General features: G+C 69.0%; 15 protein-coding genes and 1 tRNA gene. 4 read left to right on the top strand and 12 right to left on the bottom strand.

Features of this window, described 5'->3' with window-relative positions; all coding sequences use genetic code 11:
- Nucleotides 1-23: 23 nt before the first annotated feature.
- The 3 genes from FPT20_RS04470 to FPT20_RS04460 all read right to left on the bottom strand — a co-directional run bounded on the left by FPT20_RS04470 (nucleotide 24) and on the right by FPT20_RS04460 (nucleotide 4645).
- Nucleotides 24-1160, bottom strand: coding sequence for a DegT/DnrJ/EryC1/StrS family aminotransferase (locus FPT20_RS04470; RefSeq protein WP_158862983.1), 1137 nt, complete (start codon nucleotides 1158-1160; stop codon nucleotides 24-26).
- The gene (locus tag FPT20_RS04465; protein ID WP_233265383.1) at nucleotides 1157-3013 is read right to left on the bottom strand and encodes a polysaccharide biosynthesis protein; all 1857 of its coding nucleotides are present in this window, start codon (nucleotides 3011-3013) and stop codon (nucleotides 1157-1159) included. The genes FPT20_RS04470 and FPT20_RS04465 overlap by 4 nt, the downstream gene beginning before the upstream one ends.
- A gap of 207 nt (nucleotides 3014-3220) precedes the next feature.
- Nucleotides 3221-4645, bottom strand: a complete 1425-nt coding sequence (locus FPT20_RS04460; RefSeq protein ID WP_158862981.1) for a polysaccharide biosynthesis tyrosine autokinase — start codon at nucleotides 4643-4645, stop codon at nucleotides 3221-3223.
- 300 nt (nucleotides 4646-4945) lie between these two features.
- Here FPT20_RS04460 and FPT20_RS04455 point away from each other — a divergent pair, with 300 nt between their 5' ends.
- Nucleotides 4946-5158 (top strand): hypothetical protein, encoded by a 213-nt coding sequence (locus FPT20_RS04455; RefSeq protein ID WP_158862979.1) that lies wholly within the window; start codon nucleotides 4946-4948, stop codon nucleotides 5156-5158.
- On the opposite strand, the gene FPT20_RS04450 is transcribed toward FPT20_RS04455, so the two are convergent.
- A complete protein-coding gene (locus tag FPT20_RS04450; protein WP_158862977.1) occupies nucleotides 5070-5723 on the bottom strand; it encodes a hypothetical protein in 654 nt (217 codons plus the stop codon). The genes FPT20_RS04455 and FPT20_RS04450 overlap by 89 nt on opposite strands.
- A gap of 359 nt (nucleotides 5724-6082) precedes the next feature.
- Here FPT20_RS04450 and FPT20_RS04445 point away from each other — a divergent pair, with 359 nt between their 5' ends.
- The 3 genes from FPT20_RS04445 (at nucleotide 6083) to FPT20_RS04435 (ending at nucleotide 9102) form a co-directional block, all read left to right on the top strand.
- Nucleotides 6083-7408, top strand: a complete 1326-nt coding sequence (locus FPT20_RS04445; RefSeq protein ID WP_158862975.1) for a cation:proton antiporter — start codon at nucleotides 6083-6085, stop codon at nucleotides 7406-7408.
- 115 nt (nucleotides 7409-7523) lie between these two features.
- Complete coding sequence (locus tag FPT20_RS04440; protein WP_158862973.1) at nucleotides 7524-8120, top strand: DUF2510 domain-containing protein; 597 nt, start codon at nucleotides 7524-7526, stop codon at nucleotides 8118-8120.
- An 88-nt stretch (nucleotides 8121-8208) separates the two neighbouring features.
- Nucleotides 8209-9102: an alpha/beta hydrolase gene (locus FPT20_RS04435; protein ID WP_158862971.1), complete on the top strand. Its 894-nt coding sequence runs from the start codon at nucleotides 8209-8211 to the stop codon at nucleotides 9100-9102.
- A 34-nt stretch (nucleotides 9103-9136) separates the two neighbouring features.
- Here the strand turns inward: FPT20_RS04435 and FPT20_RS04430 are convergent, their stop codons facing one another.
- From FPT20_RS04430 to FPT20_RS04400, 8 genes are all read right to left on the bottom strand, one after another.
- Nucleotides 9137-9457: a hypothetical protein gene (locus tag FPT20_RS04430; RefSeq protein WP_158862969.1), complete on the bottom strand. Its 321-nt coding sequence runs from the start codon at nucleotides 9455-9457 to the stop codon at nucleotides 9137-9139.
- 276 nt (nucleotides 9458-9733) lie between these two features.
- Nucleotides 9734-10027, bottom strand: coding sequence for a hypothetical protein (locus FPT20_RS04425; protein WP_158862967.1), 294 nt, complete (start codon nucleotides 10025-10027; stop codon nucleotides 9734-9736).
- 302 nt (nucleotides 10028-10329) lie between these two features.
- Nucleotides 10330-10403, bottom strand: a tRNA-Pro gene (locus FPT20_RS04420).
- 307 nt (nucleotides 10404-10710) lie between these two features.
- A complete protein-coding gene (locus tag FPT20_RS17945; protein ID WP_233265381.1) occupies nucleotides 10711-12333 on the bottom strand; it encodes a chitinase in 1623 nt (540 codons plus the stop codon).
- Nucleotides 12333-14690, bottom strand: a complete 2358-nt coding sequence (locus tag FPT20_RS17815; RefSeq protein ID WP_233265380.1) for a glycosyltransferase family 2 protein — start codon at nucleotides 14688-14690, stop codon at nucleotides 12333-12335. Before FPT20_RS17815 ends, FPT20_RS17945 begins: the two co-directional genes overlap by 1 nt.
- Nucleotides 14691-14841: 151 nt before the next feature.
- Nucleotides 14842-16347 carry a ribosome biogenesis GTPase Der gene (gene der, locus FPT20_RS04410; RefSeq protein WP_158862965.1) on the bottom strand — a complete coding sequence of 502 codons (1506 nt, stop codon included), beginning with the start codon at nucleotides 16345-16347 and terminating at the stop codon, nucleotides 14842-14844.
- Nucleotides 16340-17029 carry a (d)CMP kinase gene (gene cmk / locus FPT20_RS04405; RefSeq protein ID WP_158862963.1) on the bottom strand — a complete coding sequence of 230 codons (690 nt, stop codon included), beginning with the start codon at nucleotides 17027-17029 and terminating at the stop codon, nucleotides 16340-16342. The genes der and cmk overlap by 8 nt, the downstream gene beginning before the upstream one ends.
- On the bottom strand, nucleotides 17026-18114 hold the full coding sequence (locus FPT20_RS04400; protein ID WP_158862961.1) for a prephenate dehydrogenase: 1089 nt from the start codon (nucleotides 18112-18114) through the stop codon (nucleotides 17026-17028). The genes cmk and FPT20_RS04400 overlap by 4 nt, the downstream gene beginning before the upstream one ends.
- Between the last annotated feature and the right edge of the window lie 9 nt (nucleotides 18115-18123).

Raw genomic sequence — 18123 nt, 5'->3', positions numbered from 1 at the left:
CTCGAGTCGGAGCGCCAGGCCTTTCACACATGCGACGCCATGAATCCGGTGAGCGCTTCGACCGTCCGGCCGATCTGCTCGTCGGTCAGAGCCGACCCGCTCGGCAGGGTGAGCCCGGTCTCGAAGAGCCGCTCCGCGGTGCCGTTCAGCGTCGCCGACGCGTCTGCGAATGCGGCCTGGAGGTGCATCGGCTTCCACAGCGGGCGGCTCTCGATGTTGGCGGCATCGAGCGCGGCGCGCAGATCATGAGCAGTCCATCCTGCCGCGTCGGGATCCACGATGACGGAGGTGAGCCAGCAGTTGTCCTCGGCGTCTTCCGCGCCTCCGAAGATCTCGACGCCTTCAACGCCCACGAGAAGCTCGCGGTAGGCATCGCGGACGGCTCGGCGGCGGGCCATCATCTCGTCGAGGCGCGTCAGCTGCGCGCGGCCCAGAGCGGCAAGCAGGTTGCTGAGCCGGTAGTTGTAGCCGATCTCGGTGTGCTCGTAGTGGACGGCCGGCTGGCGCGCCTGCGTCGAGAGGTATCGCACGCGGGCTGCGAGTTCGGCATCGTCGGTGAGCAGCATTCCCCCGCCCGATGTCGTCATGATCTTGTTGCCGTTGAACGAGATCGCCGACGCTGCCCCGAACGAGCCCGCCGGACGGCCGTGATGGGAAGCGCCGAGCGACTCGGCGGCGTCTGCCAGCACCGGCACACCGAAGTCCTCCGCGATGGGAAGGATCCGAGCGTAATCCGCCGCCTTGCCCAGCAGATCGACCGGTACGATCGCCGCGACGCGCTTGCCGGCCTCGCGCAACTCCGTCAGCGCCCGCTGGAGCAGGGCAGGGTCCATATTGCCCGAGGCGTACTCGGAGTCGATGAAATGCGGTCGCGCGCCGGTGTAGGCGATCGCGTTAGCCGTCGCGGCGAAGGTCAGCGTCGAGGTGATGACGACATCCCCCGGCCGCACCCCGAGCGTCAGCAAGCCGAGGTGGAGGGCCGCCGTGCCCGACGCGAGAGCAGCTGCGTGCGCGACGCCGACCCGGGCCGCGATCTCGCGCTCGAAGGCATCGACGTCGGGCCCGAGAGGTGCGATCCAGCCGGAACGGAACGCCTCCAGCAGGTAGCGCTCCTCCACCTCGCCCACGTCGGGTGACGACATGAGGATCCGGTCGCTCATCGACGTTGCTCCTGACGGATCGGCTCGATGATCGCCGTATCGGCGCCGTTGGTCCGCAGGCGGTGCATCCAGCGGTGGTAGTCGAGCTGGTGACCGGCGAGCGGCTCGATGCGGGTGTGCGAGATCTGCGGGTGACGCGGGCGCGAGTCCGTCTCACCGCGGCCCACGAGCTCCTCGTGCAGCTTCTCGCCCGGACGGAGGCCGGTGAACCGGATCTCGATGTCCTTGCCGCTGTGAGCGATCATGCGGTTCGCGATGTCGAGGATCGAGACCGGGTCGCCCATGTCGAGGATCAGCACCTCACCGGGCTCGCCGATGCCGCCGGCCTGCACGACCAGCTGGCACGCCTCGGGGATGGTCATGAAATAGCGGGTCACCTCCGGGTGCGTCACGGTAACCGGGCCGCCGGCGTCGATCAGTGCCTGGAACGTCGGCAGCATCGACCCGCGGCTGCCGATCACGTTACCGAACCGGACGGAGAGGTACCGGGCCGAAGTCTGATGCGCCGCGCCCGCCGTGAGCTTCTCGGCCATGCGCTTGGAGTGACCGAGCACGCTCGTCGGGTTGGCGGCCTTGTCGGTCGAGATGTTGACGAACGTCGACACGTTCACCGCGGCAGCGGCATCGAGCACGTTCTGGGTGCCGAGCACGTTTGTCTTCCACGCCTCGTCCGGATACTGCTCCAGCATCGGGAGGTGCTTGAGCGCGGCCGCGTGGAAGACGACCTGGGGCCGGCGGTCTCGGAAGATATCGAAGAGCACGTCGCGGTCGCGGATGTCGGCCAGCACCACGTCGCGGGTGTCGAGCAATCCGTGGCCGTCGATCGCCAGCTGGGCCGACTGCAGGTTGGTCTCGTCGCGGTCGAGCATGATGAGCTCGGACGGCTCGTACCGCATGATCTGGCGGCAGAGCTCCGAGCCGATCGAACCGCCGGCACCGGTCACGAGCACGCGGCGGCCGGACAGGTAGCTGGCGATCGCCTCCACGTCGGTGTCGACAGGCTGCCGGCCGATGAGGTCCTCGATGCTGATGTCGCGGACGTCGGAGAGCCGAGTGTGGCCCGCCAGGACCTCCTCCAGAGACGGCAGCACCTTGACCTGCAGATCCGCCAGCTCCGCAATGCTCTGAACCTCCCGGAGCAGGGCGGCGTCGACGCGAGCGATCGCAACGATGATCACCCGGGCCCCGGTGGTCGCGGCGACCGCCGGGACGTCGGTCAGCCGCCCGAGGACCCGCACGCCACGGATCTGGCGGTGCGCCGCTCGAGGGTCGTCGTCGATCAAGCCGATCGGGAGGTACGGCGAGTGACGGTCGGTCATCATCCGCTTGACGAGATCGCTGCCGACGTACCCGGCGCCGAAGATCAGAGTGGGCTCGGCATCATCGCCGGGGCGCAGCTTGGCCTCCACGTACAAGCGCGTGACGTATCGCGCGCCGCCCATCAGGACGAATGCGATCGGGAGGGCCATTGCCATTGTGCTGCGGGCGAGCTTGACGTGGTTGCCGAAGAAGATGACCGGCCCCCCGACCACGACTGCTACCGAGACCACTGAGACGAGGAGAGCCTTCACCTCTTCGAAGCTCCCGTAGCTGTACCTGCCGCGATAGAGCGAGAGCGCGCCTCCGATCACGAGCTGCGCGAACATGGTGACGACCGCGACGAAGAGGACGACCGGGAACGGAATGTGCGTCGTTACGAAGTCGTACGCGAGCAGCGCCGCGAGAAGGAGAGCGACGAGCCACGCCAGCGCGTCCAGCGCGTACTGCGAGCCGAAGCGCTGCAGAAGCGTCTCCCCGCGGCGAGCGGTCTCCTGCCGCACGCGCTCGCTGAAGATGCCGTTCCTCACCGCCACGTCTTGCCTCCGTCCCAAGGGAGGAAGACGACATCCGCCAAGGCGAACGGGCCCACGATCGCAAGACGTCTGCGGCCAGAGGCCCCCGTCGGGTCCGTCTTGATCTTCCTTACCGAGCGAGCCATCGCTAGGCGACCTGCCGGATCAGCTGCTCGGCGAGAGGTGACCGGCAGACGTTGCCGGCGCAGACCCTCAGGATCCGGAGCGTCATGCTTCCGCCGCCCGCCGGACGCGCTGCTGCTGCTCGACCGACTCGTCGCCGACGATCTCGCTCTGGACGCCATCGCCGAAGACGCCGTATCCGTAGGAGTCGGGTCCCTTCACCGGGATCATCGTCACCACCACGCCGACGAGACGGGTCCCGATCTGCTCGAGCGAGCGGACGGCGTCGCTCAGCTCGTTCTTCTTGGTGCGGCCCCACGCAGCGGCGATGATCGCCGCGCCCGTGAGCTTGCTGAGCACGGCGGCGTCAGTGACCACGAGCAGCGGCGGCGTGTCCACGATCACGTAGTCGAACTCACCCATCAGATCGGCGAGCAGCGAGGCCATCGCGGCCGACCCCAGCAGTTCGCTGGGGTCCGTGGGGATACGCCCGGCAGGGAGGACGTAGAGCTGACCCCGCCCCCACTTCTGAAGCACGTCCGTGAGCTGAGCGCGTCCGATGAGCACGTCGCTGAGACCGATCGCGCCCTCGATGCCCAGGTACTCCGCCAGCTTCGGGCGGCGTAGATCGCCGTCGATCAGCGCAACGCGCGCGCCCGTCTCGGCGAGGGTGATCGCGAGGTTCGCGGCAGTCGTGCTCTTTCCCTCGCCGTGCCCGGAGCTTGTTATGACGAAGCTGTGCGGACCGCTGTCCGCGTTCACGAGTTGGAGGTTCGTGCGGACGCTGCGGAACGATTCTGCTTGCGGGTCGCGCGCTCCGGTGTTAACAATCACCGGACGCTTGTCGGCAGCAGGATCGAACTTGATCGCGCCGAGGATCGGGCGGTCGGTGATCTGGTCGATGTCGCCGGCGTTGCGGATACGCGTGTCGAGGATGCTCCGGAGCAGCGCGATGACGAGCCCCAGGCCCAGGCCGATGAAGAGGCCCAGCAGCAGGTTCACCATGACGTTCGGGCTCGTGGGCTTCGTCGGCGTCATCGCCGGCTGGATCGTCTGAATCCTGACGAGGCTCTTGCCGCTCTGAGTGTTCTCGAGCTGGTTGGTCACGACGTACGACGTGTTCTTGGCGACCGAGTTCGCGATGTCGGCGGTGAGCTTCGGGTCCGCGCCGGTGACGGTGATGTTGATGAGCACCGTGTTGGGCGGCGCGACGGCGGTCACGCTGCCAGCAAGGGACGAGCCGGGCGACTTGAGATCCAGGTCGCTCGCGACGCGATCGAGAACACTCGCGCTCGTCGCAACGCTCACGTAGCTCGAGACGGCTTGGCGCGCGAAAGCGGCGCCCTGGACGAGGTCCGTCGTGGCAGCATTGTCCGCGGCGCGAACCGAGACATAGAGCTCGGTCGTCGCCTGGTATTTCGGGGTGACGGCAAGCGAATAGATCGAGGCGATCGCGATGCCGACGAGGGCGCAGACAGCGATCAAGATCCAGTTCTTACGGAACACCCGCAGGTAGTCACGCAGCTCCAACGGGGCTCCCGTTCTTGCTGTGTCGCTTCACTGTTCCCCCTGTGAGATACCGCGGTAAGCCTGTCGATCGCGATACCCACCTCGCAAACCATGACTTCGGCGTCAGGTCAACCGGGATTCGCGAATCTGAGAATACCAGTGAATTCTGCCCCTCTTCGTCAGGCTGGGATCGTTTCGACGGGGGCGGATGCTCGGGACGCGTCAATGACGCGTCCCGACGTTCTGGAAAACGACCGATTTGTACGGGATTCGGTCAGCCTCCGCAGTTACCGTGTACCGACGAGTACACCGGAGAGAATTTTGAGCACCGAGAAGACCGACCGCGAGCCTCCGCACGACCCCGCGGCCCGCCGCAACCTCATCATCGTCATCACCCTGCTCGTCGTCGTGGCGGTCGTCCTGCTGGTGTTCGGCAGCATCACCGTCATGGAGTCGATGAACGGGAGGCTGCACGCGACGCCGTCGTCGCCGGCCGCGGCGTCCCGAACAGTCGATTCGCTGTGTGCGCTGTGAGCAGCGCCACCGTCGACGCCATGAGCACGCCCGCGATCGCGTTGACGAGGACGAGAACGGCCACCGGGGTCGACTCGTCCACGATCGGCGACGGAACGACCGTCCACAGCACGGCGACCGCCCACGCCCCCATGTTGACCGGCACCCAGCGGAATGTGCCCCGCCGTCGCAGAACCAGCCATTGCGTCAACGGGATCGAGGCGATGATGATCAGACCGCCGACGGCCGCACCGACGATCATCATCGGTGGAGGCGGAAGTACCGGCAGCAGGCTCGCCAGCATCCCGACCGCCCACGCCAGAGCCGCGGCCGCGCTCGTGGCTCCGATCCATGCGCCGGCACGCGGCCTGTGCTGCCGCATACCTATATATTGCGCGGTGCCGAGCAACGCGCCTTCGACAGCTCCGGCGGCCACCACGATCGGGTATCGCGCCGCGTCCGATAAACCTGCGGCGGTCGCGCTGACAGCAACCACAGCCGCAACGGCGAAGCCGAGCGTCTCCCCGGCGGTGACGATGAGGGTCCAACGCAGGAAGAAGGGAACGCTTCGCGATGGTGAAGCCATGAGCGCCGCCTCCCTCGCCTTCTCACTCGCCCGCGCCGGGGCCGCATACGCAGATCGCCGCCGATGTTCGGGAGGCGTTCTCGGAGAGTAGCTTCGCGACCCATGGGCGACCACGGGCTTAAGCCCCGCGACCATCCGATCGAGGGGTGCCGGAAGTGTAGGCATTTGTCGTCGCGATCGTCACCCATGACGTGGCCGACTTCGCCGGACTCGAATGGTTCGTCCGGGTCGTCTCAGCAGCCTGAGGGGCAAGCGGACAGGACCAACGGCCCTCCGCGTCCGGATCACGGGCGAGGAGGCTGAGCGCGGTCGCGGGATGATCGCGGACGTTCGCGGCAGCCGCACAGTGGGGGTCCGTCATGGATACTTTGGTGTTGCTTCTGGTGCTGGCGGCCGTCTTCGTCTGGGCGCTGGTGGCGGCGCGGTTCCAAAGGGCGGACATCGCCGCCCCGATCGTCTTCATCCTGCTCGGCGTCGGGCTGGTCAGCCTCGGACTGGTCGATGTCGCCGCCGCACCCGAGACTCTGAAACCGCTGGTCGAGGTCACTCTGGTCTGGGTGCTCTTCACCGACGCGGCGCGAATTCGGGTGCAAGACCTGCGCGCGGATATCGGTCGGTACTCTCGGCTGCTCGGCATCGGCCTGCCGCTCACCATTCTGGCGGGCTGGGCCTTGGCCAAGGTGCTCTTCCCCGAGCTCGACGGCTGGCTGGCGCTCCTCATCGCGGCCGCGGTCGCACCCACGGACTCGGCGCTCGGACTGCCCGTGGTGACGAGCCCTGCCGTGCCCTCGAGGATCAGACGGCTCATCACCGTCGAGAGCGGCCTCAACGACGGCATCGCGACTCCCGTCGTCATGTTCGCGATCGCCGGAGCGGCCGCTGTCGAAGGGTCGAAAGGCGCCTCCGGCATCGGCGTGGCGCTCATCCAGCTGGCGATCGGCGTGCTCGTCGGCGTCATCATCGGGGCGGCGGGCGGGTACCTCCTGCGCCTGACGCGCCGGAAGGGCTGGCTCGCCGAAGACTTCGCCGGGGTCGCCGTTCTGGCGCTCGCCCTCGTCGCCTACTTTCTGGCAGTGCTGGTCGGCGGCAACGGATTCGTCGCCGCGTTCTGCGGCGGCCTTGCCTTCGGCGCGACGGCGGGGCGCCGCCGCCAGGCCGAGCTCGTGTTCCTCGAACAGGCGAGCGGACTGGTCTCCCTCCTGGTTTGGCTGGCGTTCGGCGCGATCTCCGTTCCGCTCCTCCTCGAGCATCTGAGCCCCCTCCTCGTGCTGTATGCGATCCTCAGCCTCACCATCGTCCGGATGCTTCCGGTCGCGATCGCGCTGATCGGCGCCGGGCTCGACCGCAAGACCGTGCTGTTCGTCGGCTGGTTCGGGCCGAGGGGCCTGGCATCACTCGTGTTCGCCCTGCTCGCCATCGAAGAGCTCGGCGAATCCGACGCGGCACTCGTCGTGACCGTCATCGCGGCGACCGTCTTCCTCAGCGTCATCGCGCACGGTTTCAGCGCGGAGCCCCTCGCAGCGCGCTACGGCCGAGCGGAGGCGGCCCGCGGGCCGGAGCCGGGCGGCGCCGTCGACGAGGTCGCTGTGCGGGGACTTCCCCGGCGCCGAGCGGAGGTTGACCGAACCGAGGAGGCGCGGCCATCGAGCGGCGGAACCGGCGACGGCGGCGCCGGTTCGACGTGAGTTCTGGTGCCCAGCCTCCCCAACTGGGGTCAGATGATGCCACCCGACATCAGTAACGTGTGACCGACTGACTTCGCACGCGCACAGCGGGGCGGTCGGATTGGGGGCGTCGGGCATGAGTGACCAGGTCGGCGCGGGCGCGCCCGCCGCGGGCTGGTACGCGGACCCGACGGGAGCCCCGATCGCCCGGTGGTGGTCCGGCGCGGGCTGGACGGAACACACGCGAGAACTTCCGCGCCCGCAGGTCGCTCCCCCACCGGTCCCGTCGCCTCCGGTCCCGTCGCCTCCGGCGCCGGCCGCCGAAGATCCGACGCCCGCCCCGTACGTGCCCTTCGAGTCGCGGCGCGCCGCAGTGGAGGCGGCTGCATACGCACCCGCGTCTGCGCCCCGCAATCGGCACGCGTTCCTCGGGCGAGGCTTGTCCATCCTCGCCGTGATCGTGAGCATCCTCACCGTCATCGTTCTCGACATTGCTCTGCACATCCCGCAGTCGGACTGGGCGGTCTACAGCGCCAAGGCAGGGCTCATCCTCGCGCCCGGTCTCGCGATCTCCGGGATCGTCTTCTCATCGATCGGTCTGGGAAAGATGCGCTCGCGCGGCAGCGGCGGCGTCGCCACGGCCGGTCTGGTGCTCGGCATCCTCTTCACGTTCGCCCCGTTCTGGGTGGGCCTGGCGATCGGGATCATCGTCGCGGTCGGGAGCCACGCGTGAAACCGTCACGGCTGCCCCTTCGGACGCCTGGTTCCGCTCACTGTGAGGCACCGGGTCGAAGTCTGACGAGCACGAATAGAGTGGCACCATGAGGCTGGCGCGCCGAACCCTGATCGGCGCGGGGATCGGCGTCGCCGCCCTGGGTGTCCTGGGCGCCGGGACTGCTCTCGCGGTAGAGGAGCGACTCCTCCCCGGGCGCTCGACGCTGCACGAGATCTTGGGCCTTGACGGCGCACCGGGACGGATCCCCTCGATCGCCCCAGGGCCGGCCCTCGACGGGTCGTTCGTGTCGGCCGCTCGCCTAGGGGCGACGTGCCGCTGGACCGTCAGCTTTCCGCCCGGTTCGAAGCCGGGCGACGCTTTGCCCGTCCTCGTCGCCCTCCACGGGTACGGCGGCGATCACTCGTCGGCTTTCGGCTCGGGTCTTGGCCTCGACCGGTTCCTGGCCCAGGCCATCGCCACCGGGGTCAAGCCGTTCGCAATCGCGTCCGTCGACGGCGGTAACACCTACTGGCATCGCCGCGCGAGCGGTGAGGATGCGGGCGCGATGGTCACCGAGGAGTTCCTTCCGCTGCTCGCACGCTCGGGACTCGACGTGTCGAGAGTGTCCCTTTTCGGCTGGTCGATGGGAGGCTACGGCGCCCTCCATCTGGCCGGGCTGCTCGGTACAGCGCGCGTGGCGTCGGTCGTGGCGGAGAGTCCCGCGATCTGGCACACCGTGCAGGAGGCCGCGCACACCGCTTTCGACGACTCGGCCGACTTCGCGGCGAACACGGTCTTCGGCCGCGAGGCCGCACTCGCCCGCGTCCCGGTGCGGATCGACTGCGGAACCGGCGACGGCTTCTACCCGAACGTGCAGGATTATGTCGCCGGTCTGCGCCCGCGCCCCGCGGGCGGTTTCGAGCCCGGAGGCCACAACAACGACTTCTGGAGGCGCGTCGCGCCGGCGCAACTCGCTTTTGTCGGACGCCACCTCCCCTGACCGCCACGCCACGCGGCCGGTTCGGGGAGCGTAGCTAGTGCGCGGTAGCGGAGCTGATCAGTGTGCTGACCGCTGCGGCCGCCGCTAGAACAACGCCCGCCACTTCGAACCCGATGGCGACCAGGAGGCGGTTCGCCTTCTTCCGGTTCGCGGCTCGCGCTGCTTGGATCATGTCAAGGTACGGCTTGGTCAGCTTGGGCCCGGCTTCGAATTCCGGCTCTGCGAAGATTTCCGGGCTCATGATGCCGCGGAGGTCCTCGATCTTCAGTTCCTCATAGGCCCGCGGGCTGGCAACGGAGATCGCGACGCACGCGCTGACGACGAAGACGAGGACCGCTGCGGTGAAGGCTGCCACAGCCCACCACTCGAGGTGAACGCGCGCGCCCCCCGTGATCGCGCCGATCGCGAGGAACAGTGTGGTGAGAGTGCCGGACGTTTTGATCACGTCCGAGGCCCGCCTCCAGGCTCGCCTTCGTTCCCCGCTCCTCCGCGAGTTGATCGTCGACAATGCGGAAGATGCGTCCGGATATGGGCGCTGGTGTCTGCGACGCCGCGGGTGGGGACGGGGGGACGGGCGGCTGGGCTCGATCACCAATACGCGAGCCGAACTGCACCCAGAGTCCCCGAACCTTCACAGGACGCCGTCCACCCCGGTCACGTCCCCGTCCGAAAGCAGGGTGATCCCCAACGTGTCTTCGGTGCTGGTACTGATTCTTCCGCGCAGCATGTTTTCAGGAGAGAAGGCCTCGACGTGAGCTGCGTCGCCAGGCTCGATCGTGACGATGGCGTACTCATTGAGTCGCCCGACACGGAATGCGCCGTTTTGGGGAACGAGGAGAATCTCATTCTCCGGGGTGAGCGCAGACGTGCTGCCTTCGATGATCTTGACGACCACCTCAGTACCGACGTGCCAGTCCTCAGGCATCACCGCACCCCCTCGCGTTGGTCGTCAGTATTGCGCCGGACTGACTGGCGCGACAAGAGGGAGTCGCGACCCGCAGCTCCCGCTCGGCTCGCGGCGAACAGGCCTCGCCGACGGTGCGTTGTCGGGCTGCGCCCCATCGCTTCCCCAGACGTCGCGACACGCGGGCGCTGGCGCGCCTGCTGATCGCGACGCCTGGGGCCCCGGCTTTGGGGACCCCGATAGTGAGCAGCGAGTGAAGAAATGAGGAAGGGCCTCGCCTGGTCGCAGAGCGACCCGGCGAGGCCCTTCCTCATTTCTGAACGTCGGGCTGACAGGATTTGAACCTGCGACCCCTTGACCCCCAGTCAAGTGCGCTACCAAACTGCGCCACAGCCCGTTGCTGCCCCGCCCAGGCTCTCGGCACCAAGCAAGGCAACTCGACCATCCTACCGTGTCGTCGGAGGGCGAAAGTACACGCGCGGCGGGCGCGCGCCGAGCCGACGGTGACAGCGACGGGAGGAGCGCGAAACCCGAATCGCGCGCCTCCCGCCGAAGCCGGAGCGGGCACCGAGGGGCCTGCCCGGCGTGCGCGGCACCTCGCGATGAGCGCCGCGCGAGGTCGACCCGCCCACCCCGCAGCGGGCTCAGGCCGACCGGTCGGCGACGGGGTGCGCTCGTGAGCAGGCACCCCGCCGCCGAGCCTCCTATTTGGACGGAGCGCTCGTCGACGAACCGCCGATGAGCTTGTCGATCTCGTCCTGACTCAGGGGCGCCCAGGGCGACGAGTCGGGGTTCGCGCTGGCCGCCTCCGGGCTGTCGCCCTGGCTCCACCACTTCGCCTCGAACGGCACCCCGTCGAACAGCACACGCTGCCCCTTGTCATAAGCGGTCGTCCCGCTCCAGTTGGGGTATGTCCCCGCCGGGAGGGTCGGCTGCGGGATCGGCGTCTCGCCGGGCAGCACCGGGCCGACCAGCTCCCACGGCGTCTCCCACGAGTTCAGCACCGGGTTGTCGGGCACGTCGCCCTTCGTCCACCATTTCGCCTGGTAGACGTTGTGGTGCCAGGTGACCTTGGTCCCCTTCAGGTACGAATTCGCCGCCGCCCAGACGGGATAGGGCGAGTGCGCCGGGTCGTCCGTCTGAGCGCTCGACGTGGGCTCGGCGGTCGTCACCGCCGCCTCCCCCAGGGCGATCCGCCCGTCGAAGCCCTTCGACAGGAGGGACGCGAACGTCTTCTTCCCCTGGTTCACGCCGCTGCACGCATCCGAGACGACCGTCGTGTCCACGTAGTTCGTCCCGCAGGTCTTGTCGCGGTTCGCCGACCACATCGACATCCGGCCGAGGCCGCTGCTGATGGCCCAGGCGTTGAACTGCGTCGCGTCCGCGAGCGTGAACACCTCGTCGGCGGTGTCGTTCTGCCCGATCATCGGCGTCGCGCCCATCTTCGCCCACAGGCTCGGGTCGCTCTGGTGCAGCCCGGCCCGGTTGTAGAGCACGCCCAGCTGGCGCTGCGCTGCCGTCACCGCCGCCTCCGAGGTCTTCGCCATGGACTGGCGCGGGTCCTTCGACGTGCCGTAGTCCATCACCATCACGTTCACGCCGGCGATGTCGACCTTGGCCTTCAGCATCGCGGCGATCGCGTTCGTGCCGTCCTCCGTCATGCCGGTCGGCGCCACCGGGAGGGTGAGCCAGACGGCCAGCCGCTCGCCGTCCGACCGGCGCTCCTCCTGCAGGGCTGCGATGGCGGCCGCGCGGCGGGAGACCGCATCGGAGTTCGTCAGGGCCGACCCCTCGAGGTCGAGGTCGACGGTCCCGATGCTGTACCGGTCGACGACCTTCGCGTACGCCGCCTTCAGCTTCGTCTCGTCGGTGCAGCCGACAGCGAGCTCGGAGTTGCTGAGGCCGCCGAACGACACGGCGATGTTGCCGCCCTGCTGCTGGAGGCGCGCGATGCGGCGGTCGAGATCGAGCGATCCCCGAGCCTCATCGAGCGTGTAAGCGGCACCCCAAGACGGCGTGCACGGGTCGGACCGCGACGACACGATGAACGAGAGCACTGCGTCCTTCGTCGCGGTGGTCCCTAGATTCTCAAATGCGAACTTCGGCGTTGCCGTCACATCCACATAGGAGGCGAACCACGGCTTCGCATCGACCGCGGCCCTGGCGCTCCACCACTGGAAGCCGACGACGCCCCCGGTGACGACGACCACGGCGACGACACCCGCGACGATCACCCGCCACGGCGAGAGCCGCCGACCCGATGTGGCCTCTGGCGCTTGAGCCCGCGCCGCGGCATCCGTCGCGGCCGCCGCTTTGTCGCGCGCCATCAGGCGGCCTGCTTCCGGTCACCGGAGGCCCGGTCGGGTGCGTCGTCGACCGGATCGTCGCTGGCCGCCGTATCGGCGGCCGCCTGCGCGGTGACCGCGACCCGCTCCACGTGAGGCACCTCGCCGCCGGCGTGACCGTGGTAGAGAACAGACCGCCAGTCGATCGACGGCTCCTCGGGGGCCGATGCCTCCTCCGTCCGCTTGGCGCCCTTCTCGACGTACAGCGGCTTCGTCATGCCGAGCCAGATGTCGACGATCGTGTTGCCGATCCCGATGTAGGCGACGATCGCCCAGATCGCGAGCGTCGCGTTGAAGGCGGCGAACGCGGCGTTGCCCCAGTTGTGCGCGTTCCAGTCCCTCCACAGGGTGAACAGCGAGAAGGCGACGATCGCGAGCGGCGCGATCACGTACAGCAGCGGGGAGGCGGTGCGGTTCTTCACCTTCGGCGTCCGCGCGAACGGGATCTTCTTGCCCGTGAGCGACTGCTGGATCGACTTGAGGACACCGGCGAGGTTCACCGGCAGGAGGATCAGGTTGAAGCCGTAGATCCGGAAGATGTCGGTCGCCTTGTAGCCGCAGTAGCGCAGGTCGGCCGCCTGGCTGATGAAGTACGGCAGCGCGGCGAGCAGCACCATCGGGCTGAGGAGCCGCCCGTCATACGGGTAGGCCAGCAGGAAGACGAGGCCGAAGCTGGCCCAGCAGATCGACGCCATGTAGTTGATGCGGAGGAGCAGCTCGACGCGCGAGACGTTCTCTCCGCTGCGTCGGCGCTCCTTCACCTGGCGCCACAGCTTCGGGAGGATCAGCAGCCCTCCGTTGGCCCAGCGCCGGCGCTGCACGATCAGCGACCCGAAGTCGGGAGGCGTGGCCGAGTAGCTGAGACGCTCCGGGTAGTTCACGAGCGTCCAGCCGTGGGTCCCGAGGTCGATGCTCGACTCGGTGTCCTCGATCACGGTGCGGTCCTGGATGTACCGGCGCACCTCGAAGCCGCCGACGAACTCGCTCTCGACGATGTCCTCCAGCGCCCTCTTGCGGATGACGGCGTTCGCGCCGACCCAGAAGGTCGCGCCGTAGTAGCTCTTCCCCTGGTGCAGGATGTGCTGGATGTCGGTCGTCGCACCGGCGAGACGCTCGATGCGCGTCCCGGCACCGCGGAACGACGAGTACGGCGTCTGCGTCACGGCGACGCGCTGGTTGCCGGGCTGCTGCAGGAAGTACGTCAGCCGGAGGCAGTACTCGCGGAGCAGGATCGAGTCGGCGTCGAGCGTCAGGAGGAAGTCGCTGTCCGGGATCTCCATGTCGCCCGCGCGGCGCTTCCCGGCCGGGATCGGCGTGAGGATCGGACCGTCGGGGGTCTCCTCCGCGCGGTACGTCCCTCCCATCAGGCCGATGTAGGCGTTCAGGTTCATGGCCTTGTTCGCCTCGTGCGAGAGCGACGCCCACCTCTTGCGCTCGAAGACGGCCAGCTCGGCGTCGAACGTCCACGCGAGGCGCCGGTACAGCTGGGCGACCCGCTTGGAGGTGAGCGCGGCTCCCTCGTCGACGGCCGCCTCGACCGCGGCGCCGGTCAGCGCCAGGTCGTCGCCGAGGGCACGCAGCACCTGCTCCGCGAAGAAGACGTCGACGTGGTCGTCCAGCACGTGAGCGTCGGCCTGCGCGTAGAGCCAGTCCGCGGCCCAGCGGTAGTGGTCGGCGAGCTCGCGCGACGCCTCGACCGTGGCATACACGCTGTCGTCGCTCAGCTCGAAGCGCATGAGCGCGTCGGAGACGCGGAAGTGCGGCTCCGAGAGCACCTGCTGGATGTCATCCGCGAGGGCTCGCGTCGCCTCCAGCCGTTCGAGCACAGCGGGGTCGGTCGGGTTCGGGTTGTCGTCGAGGAGGAGCACGACCCGCTTGGAGGGGAACTCCTGCAAGGCGGCCGACAGGAGCGTCATCCGCACGACCGAGGGCTCCTCCGCGTAGGAGGGGACGAGAACGGTGATGGAGGGCTGCGTCTCGGAGAAGTGCCGGTCCAGCTCGGCGCGGGGAACCCGCACGTGCTTCTTGAACCGCTGCAGCGCGCCCTGGCGCGCGACCAGGTACATCAGCGCGGAGAACGTCAGGAAGGTCACGACCACCGTGTAGCCGATCGCCTCCATCGTGAAGCGGAAGTTCTGGCTCCCGCTGTCGATGAACTGGCGGATGATCGTGGTGACGACGTAGATCGCCCAGAACAGCACGGTCAGCACGATGGCGACCCTGCTCCAGGTGATCTTGCGGTCGGACGGCGCGGGATGGACCGTCGGGAGGGGGTGGGTGCTCTTCTCGGAGCCGAGTTGTCGTTTTCGGGCAGGGGTGAACGTGGGCGTAGAACTCATGATTCGGGTATGCGTCCTCGGGAAGGAGAGCCCGGGCCCTTCGGGTGGGCGCGGTCGGGAAGCTCTCGTTGTCCACAATAATGAGGACAGACCGGGGTACAAATACCCCTGTTATGGTTACGCCGCGGTGGACGGGCCGTCGCCGCTCACGCTACCGCTTCCTCTTCTCGCGCACGCGCATGTTCAGCACGATCGGCGTGCCCTCGAAGCCGTACACCTCACGCAGGCGACGGATGATGTACCGGCGGTAGCCGGGGTCGAGGAAACCGGTCGTGAAGACCACGAATGTCGGCGGCCGGCTGGACGCCTGCGTGCCGAACAGGATGCGCGGCTGCTTCCCTCCCCGCACCGGGTGCGGGTGCGCGGCCGTCAGCTCGGCCAGGAAGGCGTTGAACTTGCCGGTCGGGATGCGGGTGTCCCACGACTCGAGCGCGGTCTCGAGAGCCGGCACGAGCTTCTCGAGGTGACGACCGGTGCGTGCCGAGATGTTGACGCGCGGGGCCCACGAGACGTGCGCGAGGTCCTGCTCGATCTCGCGTTCGAGGTAGCGCCGGCGCTCGTCGTCGAGCAGGTCCCACTTGTTGAAGGCGAGCACGAGAGCGCGCCCCGACTCGAGCACCAGGTCGATGATGCGGACGTCCTGCTCGCTGATCGGCTCGCTGACGTCGAGCACGACGACGGCGACCTCGGCCTTCTCCAGAGCGGTGGAGGTGCGGAGCGACGCATAGAAGTCCGCCCCCTGCTGGAGGTGCACGCGGCGGCGGATCCCGGCCGTGTCGACGAAGCGCCAGACCTTGCCGGCGAGCTCGATCTGCTCGTCGACCGGGTCGCGGGTGGTGCCCGCCAGCTCGTTGACGACGACGCGCTCCTCCCCCGCCGCCTTGTTCAGCAGCGAGGACTTGCCGACGTTCGGGCGGCCGACGATCGCGACGCGGCGCGGACCGCCGACCTCCTGCTTGGCGACCGCCGAGACCTCGGGGAGCGCCTCCAGGAGCTGGTCGAGCAGGTCCGCCACGCCACGGCCGTGCAGCGCCGAGACCGGGTGCGGCTCACCGAGTCCGAGCGACCAGAGCTCGGTCGCGTACGGCTCCTGGCGAGCGTCGTCGACCTTGTTGGCGGCGAGGAACACCGGTTTCTTGGTGCGACGCAGCAGGCGCACGACGTGCTCGTCGGTCGAGGTCGCGCCGACGGTGGCGTCGACGACGAAGAGCACCGCGTCGGCGAGGTCGATCGCGACCTCGGCCTGCGCGGCGACCGACGCGTCGATGCCGCGCGCGTCCGGCTCCCAGCCTCCCGTGTCGACGACGGTGAACCGGCGGCCGTTCCACTCCGCCTGGTACGAGACCCGGTCGCGGGTGACTCCGGGGGTGTCCTCGACGACGGCCTCGCGGCGGCCGAGGATGCGGTTGACGAGCGCCGACTTGCCCACGTTCGGGCGGCCGACGATCGCCAGCACCGGCAGGGCCGGGAGGTACGTGATCGCGTCGACGTCCTCACCGGCGATGTCGAGGATGTCGAGGTCGCTCTCGTCGAGCTCGTACTCGTCGAGGCCGGAGCGGAGGGCGTTGGCGCGCTGGACGGCGAGGTCCTCGTCCAGGGTGGCGAGACGCTCGGCGAGGTCGTCCTCGCCGATGGGCTCGTTCTCGATGTCAGACATGGGCTGCTTTCTGTACGACCTGGATGACCGCGTCGACGGTCTGGTCGAAGTCGAGGTCGGTGGAGTCGACGGTGGTCACACCGTCCGCGGCGTTCATGAAGTCGACGACACGGGCGTCGGCCGCGTCGCGCCGGCGGAGAGCCTCGCCGACATGGGCGGCGGAGTGATCGGCCAGCTCCGCGGCGCGCCTCGCCATTCTAACGGCTTCGTCAGCGGTCAGCAGGATGCGCACGGGCGCATCGGGGCAGACCACCGTCGTGATGTCGCGCCCCTCCACCACGATGCCGTCGCGGTCGGTGCGCCGGATGATGTCGCGGAACAGCTCGGTGAGGAAGCTGCGCACCTCGGGCACGCGGGCGATCGCGCTGACGGCCGCCGTGACCTCGGGCGTCCGGATCGGCTCCGTCACGTCGCGGTCGCCGACGAACACCTGGTAGCTCGCGGGGTCGGTCCCGATCCGGTAGTCGAAGTCGGGCAGCGAGTCCACGACGGCCGACGAATCAGTCGGGTCGAGCTGCCGCTGCAGCACGTACCAGCTGAGTGCCCGGTACGCGGCGCCGGTGTCGAGGTAGGCCCAGTGGAGGCGCGCCGCCGCGGCTTTCGAGACCGACGACTTGCCACTGCCGGCCGGCCCGTCGACGGCCACCACGACCGGGGTGCTCGTGTTCGTGTGGTCGGTCATCCGGCGATCCTCCAGCCGCGGTCGGTCAGGTCGGTCACGGTGCGGTGCAGCACCTCGGGCAGTACGGCGATCTCGGCCAGGCCGAAAGGTGCTCCGGGCGAGTGCTCGAGGCGCAGGTCCTCGAGGTTCACCTGCAGCTCGCCCAACTCGGCGAGGAGGCGCGCGAGCTCCCCCGGGCGGTCCTCGACCATCACGGTGAGGCTCGCGAAGCGCTTGTCCTGGCCGTGCTTGCCGGGGAGGCGCGCCACACCGATGTTGCCGCCCGCGATCTCCTCGGCGATGGCCCGGCGGGATCCGGCGGCGTCGACGTCGCCGAGCGCGATGAGCACGCGGTCGAGGTCGTCGCGGTAGGCGCGAAGGATCTCGACGATGGCCGGCGCGTTCGCCCCCAGGATCTGCACCCAGAGCTCCGGCTCGCTGCCGGCGATCCGGGTGACGTCGCGCACGCCCTGCCCGGCGAGCCCCAGAGCCGCGTCGGTGGAGTCGGCGAGCCGCTTGGCCATGAGGGAGGAGACGATCTGCGGCGCGTGCGAGACGAGCGCGACGGCGGCGTCGTGGTCGGCGGCGCCCATCTCGACCGGGGTCGCGCCGAGATCGAGGATGAGCGCCTCCACCAGGTTGACGGCCGCGCGGGGGTTCTCGGCGCGCGGGGAGACCACCCAGGGCCGCCCGATGAAAAGGTCGGCGCGTGCCGAGCTCGGGCCGCCGCGCTCGCGCCCGGCGAGCGGGTGCGACCCGACGTAGTGCGCGAGATCGAGGCCGGTCTCCTCCAGCTCGGAGAGCGGCGCGACCTTGACGCTCGCGACATCGGTGACGACCGCCTCCGGGTGGGCCCGCAGCTCGGCGGCGACGACCGGGGCGACCAGGTCCGGAGGGACGGCCACGACGATCAGCGACGGCTCGATCGCCCCGTCGTCCGGGCGGCCGGCGCCGTAGTCGGCCGCCAGGCGCAGGTGCGCGGGCGACGCGTCGGCGAGCAGCACGTCGACCCCGCGAGCGCGGAGGCCGAGGCCGATGGAGGCGCCGAGCAGTCCCGTCCCGACGACGCGGACCGGTCCGGCGAGACGCGAGGCGGATTCGTTCACGGATCCACT

It is taken from the genome of Leifsonia sp. AG29, assembly GCF_009765225.1.
Taxonomy (GTDB): domain Bacteria; phylum Actinomycetota; class Actinomycetes; order Actinomycetales; family Microbacteriaceae; genus Leifsonia.
Note: the sequence above shows the minus strand (reverse complement) of the source record. Positions and strands in the feature narration are given on the sequence as shown.